Annotated in this window: 21 protein-coding genes and 2 tRNA genes; 6 read left to right on the top strand and 17 right to left on the bottom strand. The window is 50.5% G+C overall.

All coding sequences use genetic code 11. The annotated features are described in order from the left end of the window. Nucleotides 1-5: 5 nt before the first annotated feature. A complete protein-coding gene (locus tag Q7J08_RS08285; protein WP_304911211.1) occupies nt 6-1,028 on the top strand; it encodes a GTPase in 1,023 nt (340 codons plus the stop codon). 82 nt (nt 1,029-1,110) lie between these two features. Here Q7J08_RS08285 and Q7J08_RS08280 read toward each other — a convergent pair whose 3' ends face one another. Next, nucleotides 1,111-1,758 carry a CDP-alcohol phosphatidyltransferase family protein gene (locus tag Q7J08_RS08280; RefSeq protein WP_304911210.1) on the bottom strand — a complete coding sequence of 216 codons (648 nt, stop codon included), beginning with the start codon at nt 1,756-1,758 and terminating at the stop codon, nt 1,111-1,113. 80 nt (nt 1,759-1,838) lie between these two features. Between Q7J08_RS08280 and Q7J08_RS08275 the strand changes: the two genes are divergently transcribed. The 4 genes from Q7J08_RS08275 to Q7J08_RS08260 all read left to right on the top strand — a co-directional run bounded on the left by Q7J08_RS08275 (nt 1,839) and on the right by Q7J08_RS08260 (nt 5,860). Continuing rightward, nucleotides 1,839-2,516, top strand: a complete 678-nt coding sequence (locus Q7J08_RS08275; RefSeq protein WP_304911209.1) for a dihydrofolate reductase family protein — start codon at nt 1,839-1,841, stop codon at nt 2,514-2,516. A 195-nt stretch (nt 2,517-2,711) separates the two neighbouring features. Continuing rightward, entirely contained in the window at nt 2,712-3,932 is a 1,221-nt protein-coding gene (locus Q7J08_RS08270) for a 2,3-bisphosphoglycerate-independent phosphoglycerate mutase (RefSeq protein ID WP_304911208.1), read from the top strand. Nucleotides 3,933-3,958: 26 nt separating this feature from the next. After that, nucleotides 3,959-5,020 carry a polymer-forming cytoskeletal protein gene (locus Q7J08_RS08265; RefSeq protein WP_304911207.1) on the top strand — a complete coding sequence of 354 codons (1,062 nt, stop codon included), beginning with the start codon at nt 3,959-3,961 and terminating at the stop codon, nt 5,018-5,020. After that, entirely contained in the window at nt 5,021-5,860 is an 840-nt protein-coding gene (locus Q7J08_RS08260; protein ID WP_304911206.1) for a hypothetical protein, read from the top strand. Nucleotides 5,861-6,322: 462 nt separating this feature from the next. On the opposite strand, the gene Q7J08_RS08255 is transcribed toward Q7J08_RS08260, so the two are convergent. From Q7J08_RS08255 to htpX, 4 genes are all read right to left on the bottom strand, one after another. Then, nucleotides 6,323-6,610: a hypothetical protein gene (locus tag Q7J08_RS08255; RefSeq protein ID WP_304911205.1), complete on the bottom strand. Its 288-nt coding sequence runs from the start codon at nt 6,608-6,610 to the stop codon at nt 6,323-6,325. A 180-nt stretch (nt 6,611-6,790) separates the two neighbouring features. Then, nucleotides 6,791-6,864, bottom strand: a tRNA-Val gene (locus Q7J08_RS08250). A gap of 18 nt (nt 6,865-6,882) precedes the next feature. After that, a tRNA-Gly gene (locus tag Q7J08_RS08245) sits at nt 6,883-6,953 on the bottom strand. A 62-nt stretch (nt 6,954-7,015) separates the two neighbouring features. After that, complete coding sequence (gene htpX / locus Q7J08_RS08240; RefSeq protein WP_304911204.1) at nt 7,016-7,930, bottom strand: zinc metalloprotease HtpX; 915 nt, start codon at nt 7,928-7,930, stop codon at nt 7,016-7,018. A gap of 94 nt (nt 7,931-8,024) precedes the next feature. On the opposite strand from htpX, the gene Q7J08_RS08235 reads away from it, so the two are divergent. Next, nucleotides 8,025-8,699 carry a putative phosphothreonine lyase domain-containg protein gene (locus Q7J08_RS08235; protein ID WP_304911203.1) on the top strand — a complete coding sequence of 225 codons (675 nt, stop codon included), beginning with the start codon at nt 8,025-8,027 and terminating at the stop codon, nt 8,697-8,699. Here the strand turns inward: Q7J08_RS08235 and Q7J08_RS08230 are convergent. The 12 genes from Q7J08_RS08230 to Q7J08_RS08175 form a co-directional block, all read right to left on the bottom strand. Further along, nucleotides 8,687-9,208, bottom strand: coding sequence for a hypothetical protein (locus Q7J08_RS08230; protein WP_304911202.1), 522 nt, complete (start codon nt 9,206-9,208; stop codon nt 8,687-8,689). The genes Q7J08_RS08235 and Q7J08_RS08230 overlap by 13 nt on opposite strands. 113 nt (nt 9,209-9,321) lie before the next feature. Continuing rightward, nucleotides 9,322-9,465: a 50S ribosomal protein L40e gene (locus Q7J08_RS08225; protein ID WP_304911201.1), complete on the bottom strand. Its 144-nt coding sequence runs from the start codon at nt 9,463-9,465 to the stop codon at nt 9,322-9,324. A gap of 50 nt (nt 9,466-9,515) precedes the next feature. Beyond that, nucleotides 9,516-10,073, bottom strand: coding sequence for an RdgB/HAM1 family non-canonical purine NTP pyrophosphatase (gene rdgB, locus Q7J08_RS08220; RefSeq protein WP_304911200.1), 558 nt, complete (start codon nt 10,071-10,073; stop codon nt 9,516-9,518). Continuing rightward, on the bottom strand, nt 10,070-11,647 hold the full coding sequence (locus tag Q7J08_RS08215) for a bifunctional N(6)-L-threonylcarbamoyladenine synthase/serine/threonine protein kinase (RefSeq protein ID WP_370651245.1): 1,578 nt from the start codon (nt 11,645-11,647) through the stop codon (nt 10,070-10,072). Before Q7J08_RS08215 ends, rdgB begins: the two co-directional genes overlap by 4 nt. Nucleotides 11,648-11,660: 13 nt before the next feature. Then, nucleotides 11,661-11,843, bottom strand: a complete 183-nt coding sequence (locus Q7J08_RS08210; protein ID WP_304911199.1) for a 30S ribosomal protein S27ae — start codon at nt 11,841-11,843, stop codon at nt 11,661-11,663. A 2-nt stretch (nt 11,844-11,845) separates the two neighbouring features. Beyond that, entirely contained in the window at nt 11,846-12,139 is a 294-nt protein-coding gene (locus tag Q7J08_RS08205) for a 30S ribosomal protein S24e (protein WP_304911198.1), read from the bottom strand. 44 nt (nt 12,140-12,183) lie between these two features. Further along, on the bottom strand, nt 12,184-12,669 hold the full coding sequence (locus Q7J08_RS08200) for a GTP-dependent dephospho-CoA kinase family protein (protein WP_304911197.1): 486 nt from the start codon (nt 12,667-12,669) through the stop codon (nt 12,184-12,186). Continuing rightward, nucleotides 12,670-12,888 (bottom strand): transcription elongation factor subunit Spt4, encoded by a 219-nt coding sequence (gene spt4 / locus Q7J08_RS08195; protein WP_304911196.1) that lies wholly within the window; start codon nt 12,886-12,888, stop codon nt 12,670-12,672. Then, the gene (locus tag Q7J08_RS08190) at nt 12,888-13,460 is read right to left on the bottom strand and encodes a DNA-directed RNA polymerase (protein WP_304911195.1); all 573 of its coding nucleotides are present in this window, start codon (nt 13,458-13,460) and stop codon (nt 12,888-12,890) included. The genes spt4 and Q7J08_RS08190 overlap by 1 nt, the downstream gene beginning before the upstream one ends. Nucleotides 13,461-13,483: 23 nt before the next feature. Then, nucleotides 13,484-13,897, bottom strand: a complete 414-nt coding sequence (locus Q7J08_RS08185) for a PIN domain-containing protein (protein WP_304911194.1) — start codon at nt 13,895-13,897, stop codon at nt 13,484-13,486. Next, nucleotides 13,861-15,096: a translation initiation factor IF-2 subunit gamma gene (locus Q7J08_RS08180; RefSeq protein ID WP_304911193.1), complete on the bottom strand. Its 1,236-nt coding sequence runs from the start codon at nt 15,094-15,096 to the stop codon at nt 13,861-13,863. Before Q7J08_RS08180 ends, Q7J08_RS08185 begins: the two co-directional genes overlap by 37 nt. A gap of 68 nt (nt 15,097-15,164) precedes the next feature. Continuing rightward, nucleotides 15,165-15,446 (bottom strand): DUF2098 domain-containing protein, encoded by a 282-nt coding sequence (locus Q7J08_RS08175; protein ID WP_304911192.1) that lies wholly within the window; start codon nt 15,444-15,446, stop codon nt 15,165-15,167. Nucleotides 15,447-15,475: the final 29 nt, after the last annotated feature.

Genomic DNA, 15,475 nt, shown 5'->3' with positions numbered 1-15,475 from the left:
GAAAAATGTACTTCGATAAAATCCCGACAGTTCCAACAGCAGACGAGCTGCTTGACCGCAGTTTCCGCCGTGCCTCCAAGAAGATGCGGGAAAAAACAAGTAAACGTCATGCAAATGAGGATTTCGTCCGGGCGATCACCCAGGCGACGCATGACAAACTGGTGGTAATTATCCAGAGTTTCCCCGAGTTTGAAGAGCTCCCGCCCTTTTACCGGGATCTTTGTGATATCTTATTTGGGATGGATGCCTTAAAGATAAATCTGGGCATGGTGGGCTGGGCAGCAAAGAATGTGCGTGATGTGGGAAACAGCATCACCAAGGGAATGCGCTGGACCGACACGCAGGTCGAAAGAAGACGTGCCGTCGCACGAATCGCCTCGATCGTTCACCGTGCGGATGACTCTCTTCGGTATCTCAACGATGTCAGAAACGTTCTTCGAAAACTGCCCGTGATCAGCACCGATGAATTTACGATCGTGGTCGCCGGATACCCCAACGTGGGCAAATCCTCCTTCATCCGTCTGGTCTCCAGCGGTGAACCCGAGGTCGCCTCCTATCCGTTTACGACCAAAGGCGTTATCGTCGGTCACAGAAATGCCGAACGAAGACGCAAGATCCAGTTCATCGACACCCCCGGTCTTCTTGACCGTGCCGATGAGGAGAGAAACGTCATCGAAAAGCAGGCGCTCAATGCTCTGGTCTACGTGGCCGATCTGGTCCTGTTCATCATCGATGCAAGTGAGAGCTGCGGATACTCGTACGAGGCACAATTGAAACTCCGCGAGGAGATCGAATCGATCATTTCAGTTCCGATGATCTCTGTCGTAAACAAATCAGATGTAAAGACCGTTGAAGGATTCTTCAACATGTCCACCGTTTCCGGTGAAGGTGTTGACGAGGTCCTTGCAGAACTTCTCCGTCTCCGTGAAGAACTGAAGGTGGAAGAGACGGTCGATATCCGCGCCGAAATACCTATGCCGGAGATACGGCGGCACGGGGCAAGACTGGATACGGAAACAGACTTCTGATCCGGCAACTTTTTTTTTAATTTCATAAGGTATTTTGCATGGCCCGAAGATTCATCCATGCGTAAAAAAGGAGTTTGATATTTCAGTCTTTTTTATACTCGCCGTGTTTTCTCCAGAGATACCATAATCTCTGGAATGCTGAAAGATTCGTGCAAACGGCAACAAGGATCACGGCGATCCAGATCTGTCCGATAATACCGAAAAATACCAGAGAGATCATCGTCTCGGGTCTGCCGAAGAACCCGATCCCCTCCAGCGGATCCGAGATTTTTCCATCCTCTTTGCAGGTATAGCCGATTTCCGCATAGGTCACCGGTTTCACGAACGTGTTCATGATCGACCCGATAACAGCGAGTCCGGCGATCAGCATATCTGCTGTCGGCGCAAAACCCGTGAACTGAGAAATGATGGGGATCCCTGAAAGTCCGATTGCGAGAAGCACGATCCCATCAACATATTTATCAACGATCCAGTCACTGATAGCCCCAAAATCGCTCTTCTTCCCGGTTATCCGTGCGACTGAGCCGTCTGTCAGATCCAGAATACCTGAGATCAGCAGAAGAATGCTCCCCACGATAAACGACTGACAGAAGTAACAGACAGCTGCCCCTATCCCGAAGAAAAGCGAGAGAAGCGTGATCTGGTTGGGAGTCATTCCTGTCTTCACAAAAAGTCTGACAACCGGGTCGAGCCATCCCGTGAGTTTATACCTGAGTGATGTGATATTCATGGATATAGAGGTAAAATCATTTATCGGTGTGTGCTAAATATCTATACATCGTCAAGCTATATGAATCAGAAGGAAACTCCATGGATACATTACATAAACCACACGTGCTGATGATTTCAGAGATCACAGTTGACGGGAAACTCACTCTTGGCAAAGGTGTTTCCAGTAAAATACTGATGAAACATATGTCCCATGAAGCTGAGATCCTTCTCCACGAGACGCGTGCCGAGTATGACGCTATCATGGTTGGTTCATCTACCATACGCATCGACAACTCCTTTCTGACCGTCAGAATGGTCGAGGGAGAGAACCCACTCCGTGTTATCCCAAACAGCCTTGCCGATCTGCCGCTCGACGCGAACGTCTTCAACACGACGAATGCCCGGACGATCCTCGCCGTTTCGAAAGCGGCGCCCAAAGAACGTGTCGATGCATTCACCGCAAAAGGGGTCGATGTTGTCGTCTGCGGGGAAGACCGGGTGGATTTTCCAAAGCTGATGGATATCCTATACACCAAATACCAGATCAAAAAACTCATCATCGAGGGAGGGCCGACCCTCAACTGGCATATGCTTCACCATGATCTCGTTGATGAGATCAGACTGATCCACATGCCGTTCATCGTCGGCGGAAGCGATACGCCGTCTTTGGTCGGCGGGATGCAGATCAACTCGGAAAACGACATGATAAAACTTGAGCTGATGAATACGAAAATGTACGGCTCTAATATGGTCACCGAATACCGCGTCCTGTACTGAACGATCATTCTCTTTTTATCATGTCAGAATTTCGAGCTGGAGCTCCGCGTCAAAGATACGCAAAGCAGCAGGAATATGGCAGATTTTTTTCGAGGACTCTTTCCACGACGCGCAGATGTTTTGCATATACGCTTGCTTTTGTGTGACCTCCCGAACAGAATACACTAAGAGGTATTCAATCAAATAATTCTGATAATGACAGCATCAAAAATTCTTCTCCTCATTATTGATGGTGTGGGGGACAGACCGTGCAAGATCCTGGGAAATAAAACCCCGCTCGAAGCCGCTTCTCTCCCGAACCTTGACCGACTTGCCGCAGAAGGTATCTGCGGGATCATGGATCCGATCGCTCCTGGGATCCGTGGGGGTTCCGACACATCCCATCTCAGCCTTCTCGGCTACGATCCTCATATCTATTATACCGGCAGAGGACCCCTCGAGGCGGCAGGATGCGGTATCCAAATGGAACCCGGCATGATTGGATTTCGGGCAAACTACGCCACAGTCGATGAAGAAGGACGCGTGATCGACCGCCGGGCAGGCCGGATCGCCGACACGACCGAGATCACCGCAGCCGTGAAAAACGGGGTCGATCTTGCAAAATTCGGGGTCGTGATCGAGTTCGCTCCCGGAACCGGTCACCGTGCAGCCCTCGCTCTGAAAGGAAAAGGACTCAGCGCAGCGGTATCATCCAACGATCCGAAGAAGACCGGCGTCCTGCCGCAGACAATTCTTCCGGAAGATGACAGTAAAGAGGCGGCATTTACCGCTGAGGTCTGTAATGAGTTCTCGCGCCAAGCAGCCGAGATCCTCAATAATCATCCGGTCAACCTTGAGCGCAAAGCACGCGGCGAATATCCGGCAAATGTCGTTCTGATCCGGGGAGCAGGAGAAATGGGCGTCTATGAGACCTTCGAAGAGAAGCATGAACTTTCCGGCAGTGTGGTCGCGGCCGCGGCATTGATCGCCGGGATCGGCAGTTCGGTCGGCCTTGAACGCATCCCTGTCCTTCCAACTACCCCTCTCGCCGAACAGGTAAAACTGGTCTGCAGCGAGCTGGAGAGAAAGGATTTCGTTCTCTTTAACCTGAAGGCAGCTGACGAGTATGGACACGACGGAAAAGCGGTCGAGAAGATGAAATACCTTGAAGAGGCCGATGCGGCCCTTCTGCCGTTCTTTGACATTCCCGACCTGATGATCGCCGTCTGCGGCGATCACTCGACCCCCTGCACGATCAAAGATCACAGTGCCGACCCTGTTCCGCTGATCCTTCACGGAGACGGGACACGTATCGATACGGTCACCCGATACGACGAGATCTCCTGTGCTGCAGGGGGTCTTTGCCGGATATCCGGAGGCAGTCTGATGCCGATCCTCCTGGACCTTATTGACAAAACCCATAAGTACGGAGCATAACGATATACTAATACACGTGGTGGAGAATGGTTGAGGATAAAAAACGGATAATTATAGCTGAATCACTGCCTGAGGAGGAAGAAAAGTTCCTGACCTTACCCGAACTCACACCTGAAGAGGAGAAGGAACTTGAGGAACAGGCATCAGAGGATATCGGGGATAACCCCGAACCGCTGTTCTCCGAGGTGACTCCTGAGCAGAAAAAGCTCCTTGATCTGAATATTTCCGAAGTCGATGAGGATACTGCCTCAATGGTATTATCCTCCTCCGAACTGTTCAAAACCTGTTATCTCCCCGATAAAACCGAACTGCAGGAACGCAACCTCAAAACAAAACATGATATCCTGATCGGGGATCACTGTGATATCGGCTATGGTCTGTATGGAGATGACATTGTTATCAGCGAACTCTCCACTATGCACGGCGATATCGTCGCTGAAGGCGATCTCCGTATCGATAACTTCTGTGAAGTTCACGGAACGGTCCTTTGCAACGGAGATGCCTATCTTGGCGAAGGCGTCAAGATCCATGGCAAACTGAATGTCGGCGGCAATCTGGATATCGGGGACAATGTGGTGATCGATAAGGAGTTCAAGGCGTACGGGGATATCGCGATCAGAAATCCGATGCCGGTTGTTTTGTATCTCCTGCTCTATGTAATAACCATGCTGCATCTGGAGGGAGAGGAAGCCGCGAGAAAACGGGTGGAGAATCTTATCTCTGAAGTGAACGCTTCCCCTCTTGTGCTTCCACCGAAGACCACGATGGATCTTCGCTACTTCTCGGTCCCCACGCCGATGGAAATTGGAGCGAACTGTCGTCTGCACGGAAACATCAGGGCACAGTCAGTGAAGGTCCGCAAAGACACGACGCTCTTTGGCAGTATTCAGGCGACCCAGCGGATAAAACTCGGGCCGCGAACGGCGATCCACGGAGATGTCGTCGGACAGAATATCCGGGTCGAGCGCGGAGCAGATGTTCTGGGCGATGTCGCCGGCAGGACAGTCTGGCTGCATGAGGATGCACGGGTGAGCGGCGTGATCAAAGCTACCGATGGGCTTACCATCGGACATACGGATGGAAAATAAATGTCGTTACTTTCAGCAATTTTGGAGGTGGATAAGTTCAGGCTTCTCGAACCGGATTATGCATCGCTGGTGAATAATGGAGAGCCGGGTGTTTTGATCTGTGACGCAGAACCGGTCCCAAAGGGGGCCAGGCTTCTGATCGATGAAGATGAGAGCCCACTGCTGTTTGCGGTGAAGAGCGGGAACGAATGGTGCGGAACGTCCTGGCTTTTCCGGTCGCCGACCGCCGGTGAATTTTCTCTGTTCGAAGCAGCTGACGGAGATATCTATCAGGAGGAGCGCGAAAAGGTGGAGGATGCATGCCGGGCATATTATGCGGAGATCATCCGGACGGCGATCCCGCCGGCAGGAGATGATCTCACCGCCGACAGGATCGGAAAGGTCCGTGATCTTCTTCATGAGGTGTGGGGGCCCTCGATCTCAGGAATCGCGCTGGACGCCTGTGCCGGGTCAGGAATCGGTTCAATGCTCCTTAATGAGATGGGAGCAAGCCCTATCGCGTATGACAACGATCCTGAGCTTCTGGCACTGGGTCTTTCGTCAGGCAGAATTGCACCAACGCGTCTGGCCTGTATCGATGCACGGATCGCGTCAGCGTATCTTCCTGATGCGAAGTACGGTGTCGGGATAATGTTCGGGCAGATGTATGGATATACGCAGGATATCTGGCGGCCAATCGTTGAGGAGCTTGCCGGGATCACGGAAAACACGCTCATCACGGTAGCGACAGAAGAAGAAGCTCGCTGGGTGAGGGATTGGGCGAAAGATGTTGGGAAGACGCTGGATATCATGGAAAATACCCGTGATCCGATCTACGACCGCTGGGTCTGTTTCGGGTAAGGGTGTAGGGTGTGTAGGATGGATGTAGGGTTGTCCTACATCCTTTTACCGATTAATACGATTCCTTTTTTGATTTTAAGCTAGATTTAGATAGTGGTGTAGGGTTGTAGGGTGTTTTTCGTTCAGGAGGCAAGGGAGTAGTAAAACTATAGAGATACTATAGAGATTTGTGTACCGGGGTTGATGGATTTCATTTTATCCTACATACCCTACACCAAGCCAATATCCTGCTTATTTTTGCATTCTGCCGAATATAATGGGTTTTTACCCTACACCTCACCCTACATCAACCCTTCACCACCCTACATTGGGATCTGTATGGGTGGACGGTGAACAGTGTATTCAAACTAATTATGAAAGAAATAAACGATAAAAAAATCCAGAGGGGGGTATTTGGGGGTGACGACACCCCGTAGCTTTCTGCAGTATGTTTATTTGTTTAAATAAACACACATACCGGACTCAGACTTTATGGAAAGAGGTAAGTGGTCCTTCAAGGGTGTTCCCGTTCAGCGTATATCTTGTACCGCCAATAGTATAGACCCCGTTACCCAGATTCTCCCACGTAATAGCGTCACTGAATCCCATTACTGTTATCAGACCTTCGCCATTTCCCGACAGATCATAGGTGGTAGTCCCAAGCGAGCTTTCCCACGTTCCCACCACTGGATCAAGATAGGTACATCCGGCAGCAAAAGACGTTGCTGCACAAAGAAAAATTAAAGTTAGTATTACGAAAATTTTTTTCATATGGTATCATTACGCGGGAACAACATAAACCCGAGTGAAAAGGACATTTTCGATAATGAGGACGGAACCCCTCAAAAAGACGTTATGTATGACCCATTTTTTTCAGGAATTTTTCATCCATTCGGTTGATGGATCACAAGCACCGTCTAGCGAAGTTTTGTAAAAGAGCTGAGAAGACAGTGGATCCGTTGGGATTCGAACCCAAGACCTCCGCCATGTGAAGGCGACGTCATAACCACCTAGACCACGAATCCATTCAAAAAGGATGAAAGTGCACCGACCGGGAATCGAACCCGGGCTATTGGCTTGGAAGGCCAAAGTCATACCTCTAGACCATCAGTGCATGCTTTGCGTCACATATGTTTCTATTTGACCTAATTAAACCTGTCGAAAAAATATTGGGGTTCAGTATCCTCTGATTTCTGAACGAACTTTTTCCAGATTGGCGATCCTCTTTTCCAGGGACGGGTGGGTGGAAAATAACTCCATAACGGACTCGCCTGAGATCGCCGGGATGATGAAGAACGAGTTTGTCCCGGAAACCTCTCGTTTTGCATCGGGAGACGCAGCATTCATCCCGTTGCTGATCTTATTCAGAGCGCGGATAAGCGCATCCGGATCCCGGGTGAGATAGGCACTCCCGCGGTCTGCGGAGAACTCCCGGTACCGGGAAATTGCCATTGTCACGATCGTTCCGACGAGATAGACCACAAAAGTCAGGGCCATTGCCGCGATGAAGATAACGATCCCGCCGCCGTTTTCACTGTCCCTGTTCCCGCCGAACAGTGCCATGATAAAGGCATTATTCAGAATGATTGACGCAACCATCACCGCAAAACTGCCGACCGTCATCGTCAGCATGTCACGGTTCTTCACGTGAGCCATTTCATGCGCCAAGACAGCCTCCAGTTCGTCATCGGTCAGCAGATACCGAATATTCGGCGTCACGGCCACTACGGCTTTTCTCGGGCTTCTGCCGGTCGCAAATGCATTGGGGATGTTTGCCATTGCTCTGTGCTGAATGATCCCCACTTTCGGCATGGGAAGACCTGCTTCGTCGGCAAGCCGGCGAACCATTGCATAAAGCTTAGGCTCCTCATCCTCATCGACCAGCATTACCTTCATACTCCTCTGCACGAGTTTGTCGGAGAAGAAGTACTGCACAAATGCCATGACGAATACCAGCCCTATCAGGAAGTACATCATCGTTCCTTTCAGGAACACCATGACCACTGTCAGTATTACCAGATACAACAGGAGCATGATCATCCAGGCTATAACCTGACGACCAACCAAGCCCCAGTCACGTTTCCAAATCATTGTACTTAGTATGGATAATTCCGGAATAATAGGTTTCCTGACCCTGCAGAGTCAATCCGAAATATAAACTACATGAAGGACACAATAATGAATAATGACTGCAGATGATTTCGAAATAATCGAAGAGGAGTTCCCCGCCGACGAACTTGCCGATCTGGCATTTGGAATGTTCACCATCTTCATCGAAAAACATCAGGAATCACAAGGATCGTTTCTTTTCCGCGAGGTGGAATCCGGCGGGGATATCGATGGGCTTTGTCTAAAACTTATGCAGGAGTTTTCATCCGAATATGCCCCCCTCGCCGACCCTCTCCAGCGTTTTGGGACCGCGCAGGAAATTGCCGACCTCTATCGTTTTGGTGAAGGCATCATCCCATCAAAAACGGTAAAGTCATACTGGATCCAGCAGGATAAGCCGGGATCAACTACCGGCGCTTCCGGGGCGGAAGAAGCAGGAAAATGGCTGATCTTTGTCGGGCCAGAAGAGGTGGATGCTGCCTGGCAAAAAGTCCGTGATGCCACGATCGCAGGACGGCTTGGCATCGGGGCAAAAGTAAGTACGGCAAAGGACAATGAGGACGCGTATGATGACCGGAAAGTGATCTATGTTTTCACCTCTGACTGGGCGGATGAACCGGATGTCATGCGAATCCGTGCAGAACTCAAAGAACTCGGATTTGTCGACAGAATAGGATACAAACGAAATCTGGATACCTACGCCGGCGAATACCGAGAAAAAGGTAAACGCGTTGCGTATTACTCGGTCTGAGTACTTCTCTTTTTTATTACAAAGCCTATAACAGAGATCACGATCGCCAGAAGACAGGTACTACTGGCAACAAGATATCCCCAGGGAAATCCTGCCTCGCCAAGCGCGTTTTTGATGATCAGGTCAATGCAGATACAAAGGAGACCGCTGAGGAAAATGATTGCAGGGACAGTAAACCATATGCTCCGCGGTTTGATCAGCAGACCGTATACGAGCCACATGAAGACGATTCCCGTGGCTGAAACCGGCACGCCGATAGGCAGGAACCAGTTAGTATCCCCGCTGAACTGATCGAGTATCAGGAGAAACGGCAGAAGTAATGCCGTGATGATGCCGAGAGACATTTTCAGCCCTCTCTTTTTGTAATAGAGCAGGGGCATCAGGACAAGCCAGCCGAACAACAATGAGCAGACCGGATAGACCAGCCAGCCGACGGTATTTGTGAGTGCCAGATTACAGATAATACAGATAAAAACAGCTGCAAAAACACAGATGGAGAGAATCCACATTGTCAAATCAGAAAATGATGGTTTCATGTCGGTGTGCTCTTTATTTCAGGAACGATACTTTCATGCAAAAAAATGGGACGGTGCAAAATCCCGCACCAAAACTATGCGAAAGATTATGCTTTGCGTTCTTTATTCTTCGGGCGAAGGGACGATGAACCGCATTTGCGGCAGGTCGTTGCGCGAACAGCGTTACGTGCGTTGCATTTCATGCAAACTTTAACATTAAGAAGTCTGGCTTCTGCTTCTGGGAATCTCATCTATGAATAACCCCGTATATTGAGTTCTAGTATGTATGCTCTTGTTCATATTAACGATTCCGTTCAGACCGTGCTGAAATATACCATTCACGAAAGGCGAAAAGGGCACGGGCGCGATGGGAAACGGTGTTTTTCTCGTGCATATCCATCTCGGCAAGGGTGCGTCCCTGAACGGAAAATATCGGGTCGTAGCCAAATCCATCCGTTCCGCGGGGAGCGTCGGTGATCTCACCCTCGACCCTGCCTTCAAAGGTCTGCACGCCGGTTTCATCAATATAGGCGATCGAGGTGGCGAAATAAGCACGGCGGTTGGTGATACCCCCCATAAGGCGCAGAACACCGGCGTTTCCAAGGGTATCCTGAATGTATGCAGCGTACGGGCCGGGAAATCCGGATAATGCTTCGATGAAGAGTCCGGTGTCGTCAACGATCAGCGGGATCTTAAGGGCAGCATAGGCCTGCTCTGCTTTTGCCCGGGCGATCTCTGCAATATCGTCCGACTGCGGTTCGATGCAGTCAAAGGAGATATGCGAGACGTCCGCGATCCCGTGAAAGAATGCGGCGACTTCGGCAGCTTTGTTTTTGTTTCCGGTAACGACGGTTATCATAAGTATCTCCCGCGAAGTTCGATCTCGTGTTCGCGCAGGATCACGCTCGCGGCATCAGGAAACGCCGCGCAGTATCCTTCGATGAATGCATTTTTCAGAGATTCCGGATCTTCTGTCGTGCTTTCCAGTGTCTGGAACAGAACATGAAGATCGACTCCGCGCGGTTCGATCTCCCCGGTGATCTGTGAGAGACCAAAGTCGATGAGATAGATACGACCGTTGTGCCAGATCATGTTGGAGGTCGTCAGATCACCGTGGGTTATGCCTGCTTTGTGCAGTTTTCCAACCGTGATCCCCGCACCATGAGCGTAATCTTCATTCATGACGTATTTGAGCACATCGCCGTCGAGTTTTTCCATGACGATCTCGTGGTCGGTAACATCACGGATCACCGGGACCGGGACCCCGGCGCGTCTCGCAGCAGAGATGGAACGCGCTTCGGCACGTGTCCGTTCGATGATCAGATGCTGATCGAGTTCAGGTACCCGGTATCCTTTGGACAAACGTGTTTTTACCACATCCTTATCCGTGAGGTTCACCGATGCCTCTGCGCCGCGCTCAGCAGTTTTCGACTGACCAGGTGCGAAGAGCAGGCCAGCATCGAGCCGCCACGTCACTTCGACCTGATCCGAGCGGAATCCGGGATTCACGACTGAGTCAGCGATTGGGATGGTGGATCCGGCTTCCAGCATGATTTTCCCGGTGTAGGCGATCATCGCGCCGTTGTCCCCCATATACGTTCGCGGGGGCGCCATGAACTTCGCTCCGCGTTCTGCACACATGATCCCAAGCATTTCCTGCAGGCGTGCATTTGCCCCGACGCCGCCGACCAAGATGACCTCATCCTTTCCCGTGTGGGCGAGGGCCCGTTCGGTCACTTCAACACACATGGCAAATGCCGTTTCCTGAAAACTGAAACAGACATCTTCCATGGATGCACCGCGCATGGTCGCTTCCTTTGCGGCACTCATCAGCCCGGAGAACGCGAGATCCATTCCTTTCACGGTGTAGGGAAGAGGGATGTATGATCCGTTCTTCGCCAGGTTCTCGATGATGGGACCCCCGGGGTGAGGAAGGTCGTGACTCCGCGCAAACTTGTCGAGAGCATTGCCAAGCCCAATATCCAGCGTTTCGCCAAAGATACGGTATTTCCCATTCAGAAATCCAAGGACCTGGGTGTTTGCACCGGATGCGTAGAGCACGATCGGGTCGGCAAACTTTGTGTACCATCTGCCGATCTCCACATGGGCGACACAGTGATTCACGCCGATCAGTGGTACGCCAAGTTTGAGCGCAAGGGTCCGTGCCGTGGTCGCCGCTATCCTGAGTGACGGTCCAAGTCCGGGACCAATTGAAAATGCAACGGCATCGATCCTGCCTCCTGCTTCATCCAGAGCTTTTCTGATAACATCGGATGCAACAGAAGCATGATGCTGAGCAGCCTCACGCGGATGGATACCGCCTGTTGGCGGAGCGTAGGGTGAGGAATGAAGACAAACTAAATCTTCCGCAAAAACAGCGGCACTGAAGTTCCATGCTGTTCCTTCAATGCCGATGACCCTTTTTTCGGGCATAATGTAATGTATATTATTGCTTAAACTCGGTGTACCCGCACTTTCCGCAGGTAAATCGGTCTGAGTGTTCACCCATAAAGACACCGGCTCCACAGCGCGGGCATGTACGGTGAGCAGTAGTTGCTTTTCCCTGTCCGTCAACGGTGTAAAGTTCGCTGCGTTTCGGGGTTGCTTTTACTACCTTCTTTGCTGCCATTTTTACTCCTCCTTTTCTGCTTTGGGCTGTCCGCGTATAATCAGAAACTCGCGTTCAGTGGATTTGAGTGCTTCCGGGGTGTCGTAAATGCGGGCTACACCGGTCACTGCTTTCGTTCCAAAGCGCCCCTTTAACGGGGAGAGGATCAGGTTTTCAACAGGGGCATTGTGCATCGCGGCAATTTTTGCGCCGATGTCAGAACGGGCCGGGGTTGGACCTTCATAACTTGCGTTGAATGCAAGCTCGTTACGGCTTAAAAGCTCGTTCCTGGTATTAGAGGTAATCTTAATCTCCATCGATATCCCACAATTATTGGAATGCAGTATATTTAATACTGGCGTCATAGACTGACAAAATAGGTCAACAGTTTTTTTGCATCGGCACGAAGCTTTTTGTTTACTTCGCAGACAACAAGTCCCTCTTCCGGCTGACCGTACAGAATTACGGCGCCATCCGGCAGGATTTCTGTGAGCGGAAGGACGGCAAGATCCTCTTCGCCCCTGACCATGACCACACAGGGCATTTTTCCCTGTGCTTCACGGAGCGCGGAAACGAGTTCATCCGTGATCGTTCCTGCGGGGTTTGTCACATGCAGGATATGTCCACGGATCTCCGGCATTCTGAGATAGGGAGAACGTTTGGTAAATCCGTCAATGACCCCTATCGACGGGATAAGACCTGCGGATAATGCATTGTGAGTGACAACATCCCCGACAGTACAGAATATCTTTCCTTCAAGATAAGGAATGACCATGGAAAAATCAGAAAAAACAGTACCGAACGGCTCTCTGAAGAGCCACCGGTTCTCTGGCGGGAGCGTTAGCATTTATCGTACCTTGATTGCGTATCTGCCGTTAAATTCTATGTTCATCTTCTCTGCAACATCAGAGTGGCGCGAGTCGATGATCACGAGGTACCCGAACCATTCAGGCGTCAGGGCATTACCCTGACATTCGGGACAGACAGTTTTATCCGCTTCAAGGATTTTGTGACAGTTTCGGCATGCCTGCAGGAGTTTCTTTTGTGTGGAACGTTTTGCTGCCATTACTTCGATTCCTTCTCAGCTTTCTCTTTGTTCATGTCCTCTTCGATCCATGCAAGAGTGCCGAGGCCCGGCTGACGCATCGTCAGACCGATCTTTGATTCACGGGGATCACGTTCGTTTAAGGAGAGAGCAACAACTCTTGCGCGCAGACTGTCGCCAACGCCAATCGTTCTGCCGCTGTCTTTACAGACAAGGCGTGAGTTTTTCTCATCATAATCGATGTATTCATCGGATATCTGACTCATGTGAAGCATGGCATCGATCGGACCGAGAGACACGAATGCCCCAAAGCTTGTTGTCTCGACGACAACTCCTTCGATTATTTCCTGGAGGGATAAGCGGAGTACAACAGCGATAAAGTCAACGTCGTAATACACGCCTCCATCACTGTAGATGATCTCTCCATCGCCAACACGGTCAACGCTGGTCACTGCGATGAAAATACCCATCTCTTTGTCAACACTCCCTTCAAACTGTTCCTGCAGGACGTCAAGAATAACGGTGTTGAGATCTTCACCCATGCGTTCCGGGGGGACTCTGACTTTGTCGTTTAGTTTCAGCTTATAATACATATTTGTCTCCTCGCCTGTTTTGCTTATTTTCCAATTAGTTCTAGTTTGCAGCGTGATCTGAGAACAACGACCGGGATACGGTGTTGTTTCAGACGATTTCTCAATTCTCTATCATTGGTAACTACTACAGCATTAAACATCTCTGCTGTGCGGATGACTTTGTCATCAACAGGGATATTTTCTGCCAGTTCCGAAAGGACAGTGCAGCGGGTTAGAACGGTCAAACCAAATCGCGCAGCTGCCGCATCCTTTCCCCGTCCCATCGAAAGACCGCGCAGTTCGTACACCACCTCAGCAGGCACGAGCGCGTCATAGGCGCCCAGGAGTTCACGCAGACCTTCGAAAAGGTCAACGTTGAACTGTGCAGGCATCATCAGGGCATTTGTGTCTAAGATGACCGTTACTCGGTCAGAAGACCCATGCCGATCAAACGCCATCTGCCCCCTACCTGACGGCTGATTGCGATCCTGGAACCTACTTCGGCGCAGACCGGACGTTTCAGCATGACTTCAGCCTGGTTTTTCTTCGCTGCAAGAACGATTCCCACAGTTACAGCTGTTCCAACAGAAAGCATCAGCGGCTCTTTGAGTTTGAGCGGCTCGATGTTCAGTTCAGCTGATGAACCGACTACACGCTCCATGAGCGTGACATCGAACCTGAGTTTTTCCCACACGGGCGGCAGTGATCCCGCCATGCCGGCAACCTGTCCAACAAGCGTGTCACTTTTGGTGATGGCCGGATCGAGTTTCGTGCCGATCGCTGCCAGTCCACCGGGCGTTGCCGTGAGGACCTTATGGGATGCCTTGTTCATCGAGGTGATCCTGGTTGTGATCGGTTCCCACTTTGCTTTGTTCTCCGACATGTATTGTCTGCCGGGACGGATTTCAATATCATCACCTTCGTGGAACTCGCCGCGAATAAGTGAACCTCCGATAACGCCGCCTTTGATATCTTTCCAGGAACTGCCCGGACGGTTAACATCAAATGACCGTGCAATCAGCATGGTCGGCGTGACATCGGACTCGCGCTCAACATCAGGGATGGTGGAATTCAGCGCATCCAGAAGCATGCCGAAGTTTATCCTTTTCTGTGCAGAGACCGGAATGATCGGTGCATTTTCAGCGACCGTTCCTTTTACAAATGCTTTGATCTGTTTATAGTTTTCCAGCGCCTTTTTTTGCGGAACAACATCGATCTTATTCTGAACTATGACGATGTTTTTGATGCCGGTCAGCTCCAGAGCCATAAGATGTTCTTTGGTCTGAGGCTGCGGACACGGCTCATTTGCCGCAATAACGAGCATCGCGCCGTCCATGATGGCAGAGCCTGAGAGCATCGTTGCCATGAGTGTTTCATGACCCGGTGCATCTACGAATGAAACAGATCTGACTGCTTCAAGTTTTTCACCGCAGGTGGGGCATACCTCTGTATTTGTATAGAGATCTGCACCCCCGCATTTTGGACATTTATAAAACGTTGCGTCGGCGTACCCAAGCCGGATCGAGATCCCGCGCTTCAGTTCTTCACTGTGGCGGTCTGTCCACGAGCCGGTAAGCTGGCTGACTAATGTAGTCTTGCCATGGTCAACGTGACCAACTACGCCGATATTTACGTTTGGTATTGTAGGATCATGCAAAGAAACCAAAACCTCCTCTAACCCTATATAGTTGACTTCAACACTGATATATGTGTGTGATACCGGATTTATCCTCCGCCTTCACAACTCTGATCGGTATTTTGCCAGGCATTTTCCTGCATATCCTGTATTTTTTCCTGTTCCTCTTTGAAATCTTTCTTGAAGTCATGTGATTTTGTCACATGATGTCTCCCTTCTTTAATCACGGTGAGCTGATCTATTCGGTAGTACATACCAGTGCTGTCAAGTTCGGCGAAAGTGTCTCCCCTTTCTTCCATAAACGACACGATTTTTCCGACAGTGCCGGTCCGACCGTAACGTACGGTCTCTCCAACTTTGAACGTACTCATGATTAGTACATGGAAGGTGGTTTATGATA

It is taken from the genome of Methanocorpusculum sp. (assembly GCF_030655665.1).
Classification (GTDB): domain Archaea; phylum Halobacteriota; class Methanomicrobia; order Methanomicrobiales; family Methanocorpusculaceae; genus Methanocorpusculum.
This window is presented reverse-complemented; position numbering and strand designations above follow the sequence as displayed.

Coding starts and splice junctions, on each gene's coding strand:
- Q7J08_RS08285 (WP_304911211.1), top strand. CDS start 6: ATGTACTTCGATAAAATCCCGACAGTTCCAACAGCAGACGAGCTGCTT.
- Q7J08_RS08280 (WP_304911210.1), bottom strand. CDS start 1,758: ATGAATATCACATCACTCAGGTATAAACTCACGGGATGGCTCGACCCG.
- Q7J08_RS08275 (WP_304911209.1), top strand. CDS start 1,839: ATGGATACATTACATAAACCACACGTGCTGATGATTTCAGAGATCACA.
- Q7J08_RS08270 (WP_304911208.1), top strand. CDS start 2,712: ATGACAGCATCAAAAATTCTTCTCCTCATTATTGATGGTGTGGGGGAC.
- Q7J08_RS08265 (WP_304911207.1), top strand. CDS start 3,959: ATGGTTGAGGATAAAAAACGGATAATTATAGCTGAATCACTGCCTGAG.
- Q7J08_RS08260 (WP_304911206.1), top strand. CDS start 5,021: ATGTCGTTACTTTCAGCAATTTTGGAGGTGGATAAGTTCAGGCTTCTC.
- Q7J08_RS08255 (WP_304911205.1), bottom strand. CDS start 6,610: ATGAAAAAAATTTTCGTAATACTAACTTTAATTTTTCTTTGTGCAGCA.
- htpX (WP_304911204.1), bottom strand. CDS start 7,930: ATGATTTGGAAACGTGACTGGGGCTTGGTTGGTCGTCAGGTTATAGCC.
- Q7J08_RS08235 (WP_304911203.1), top strand. CDS start 8,025: ATGACTGCAGATGATTTCGAAATAATCGAAGAGGAGTTCCCCGCCGAC.
- Q7J08_RS08230 (WP_304911202.1), bottom strand. CDS start 9,208: ATGTGGATTCTCTCCATCTGTGTTTTTGCAGCTGTTTTTATCTGTATT.
- Q7J08_RS08225 (WP_304911201.1), bottom strand. CDS start 9,465: ATGAGATTCCCAGAAGCAGAAGCCAGACTTCTTAATGTTAAAGTTTGC.
- rdgB (WP_304911200.1), bottom strand. CDS start 10,073: ATGATAACCGTCGTTACCGGAAACAAAAACAAAGCTGCCGAAGTCGCC.
- Q7J08_RS08215 (WP_370651245.1), bottom strand. CDS start 11,647: ATGCCCGAAAAAAGGGTCATCGGCATTGAAGGAACAGCATGGAACTTC.
- Q7J08_RS08210 (WP_304911199.1), bottom strand. CDS start 11,843: ATGGCAGCAAAGAAGGTAGTAAAAGCAACCCCGAAACGCAGCGAACTT.
- Q7J08_RS08205 (WP_304911198.1), bottom strand. CDS start 12,139: ATGGAGATTAAGATTACCTCTAATACCAGGAACGAGCTTTTAAGCCGT.
- Q7J08_RS08200 (WP_304911197.1), bottom strand. CDS start 12,669: ATGCTAACGCTCCCGCCAGAGAACCGGTGGCTCTTCAGAGAGCCGTTC.
- spt4 (WP_304911196.1), bottom strand. CDS start 12,888: ATGGCAGCAAAACGTTCCACACAAAAGAAACTCCTGCAGGCATGCCGA.
- Q7J08_RS08190 (WP_304911195.1), bottom strand. CDS start 13,460: ATGTATTATAAGCTGAAACTAAACGACAAAGTCAGAGTCCCCCCGGAA.
- Q7J08_RS08185 (WP_304911194.1), bottom strand. CDS start 13,897: ATGGCGTTTGATCGGCATGGGTCTTCTGACCGAGTAACGGTCATCTTA.
- Q7J08_RS08175 (WP_304911192.1), bottom strand. CDS start 15,446: ATGAGTACGTTCAAAGTTGGAGAGACCGTACGTTACGGTCGGACCGGC.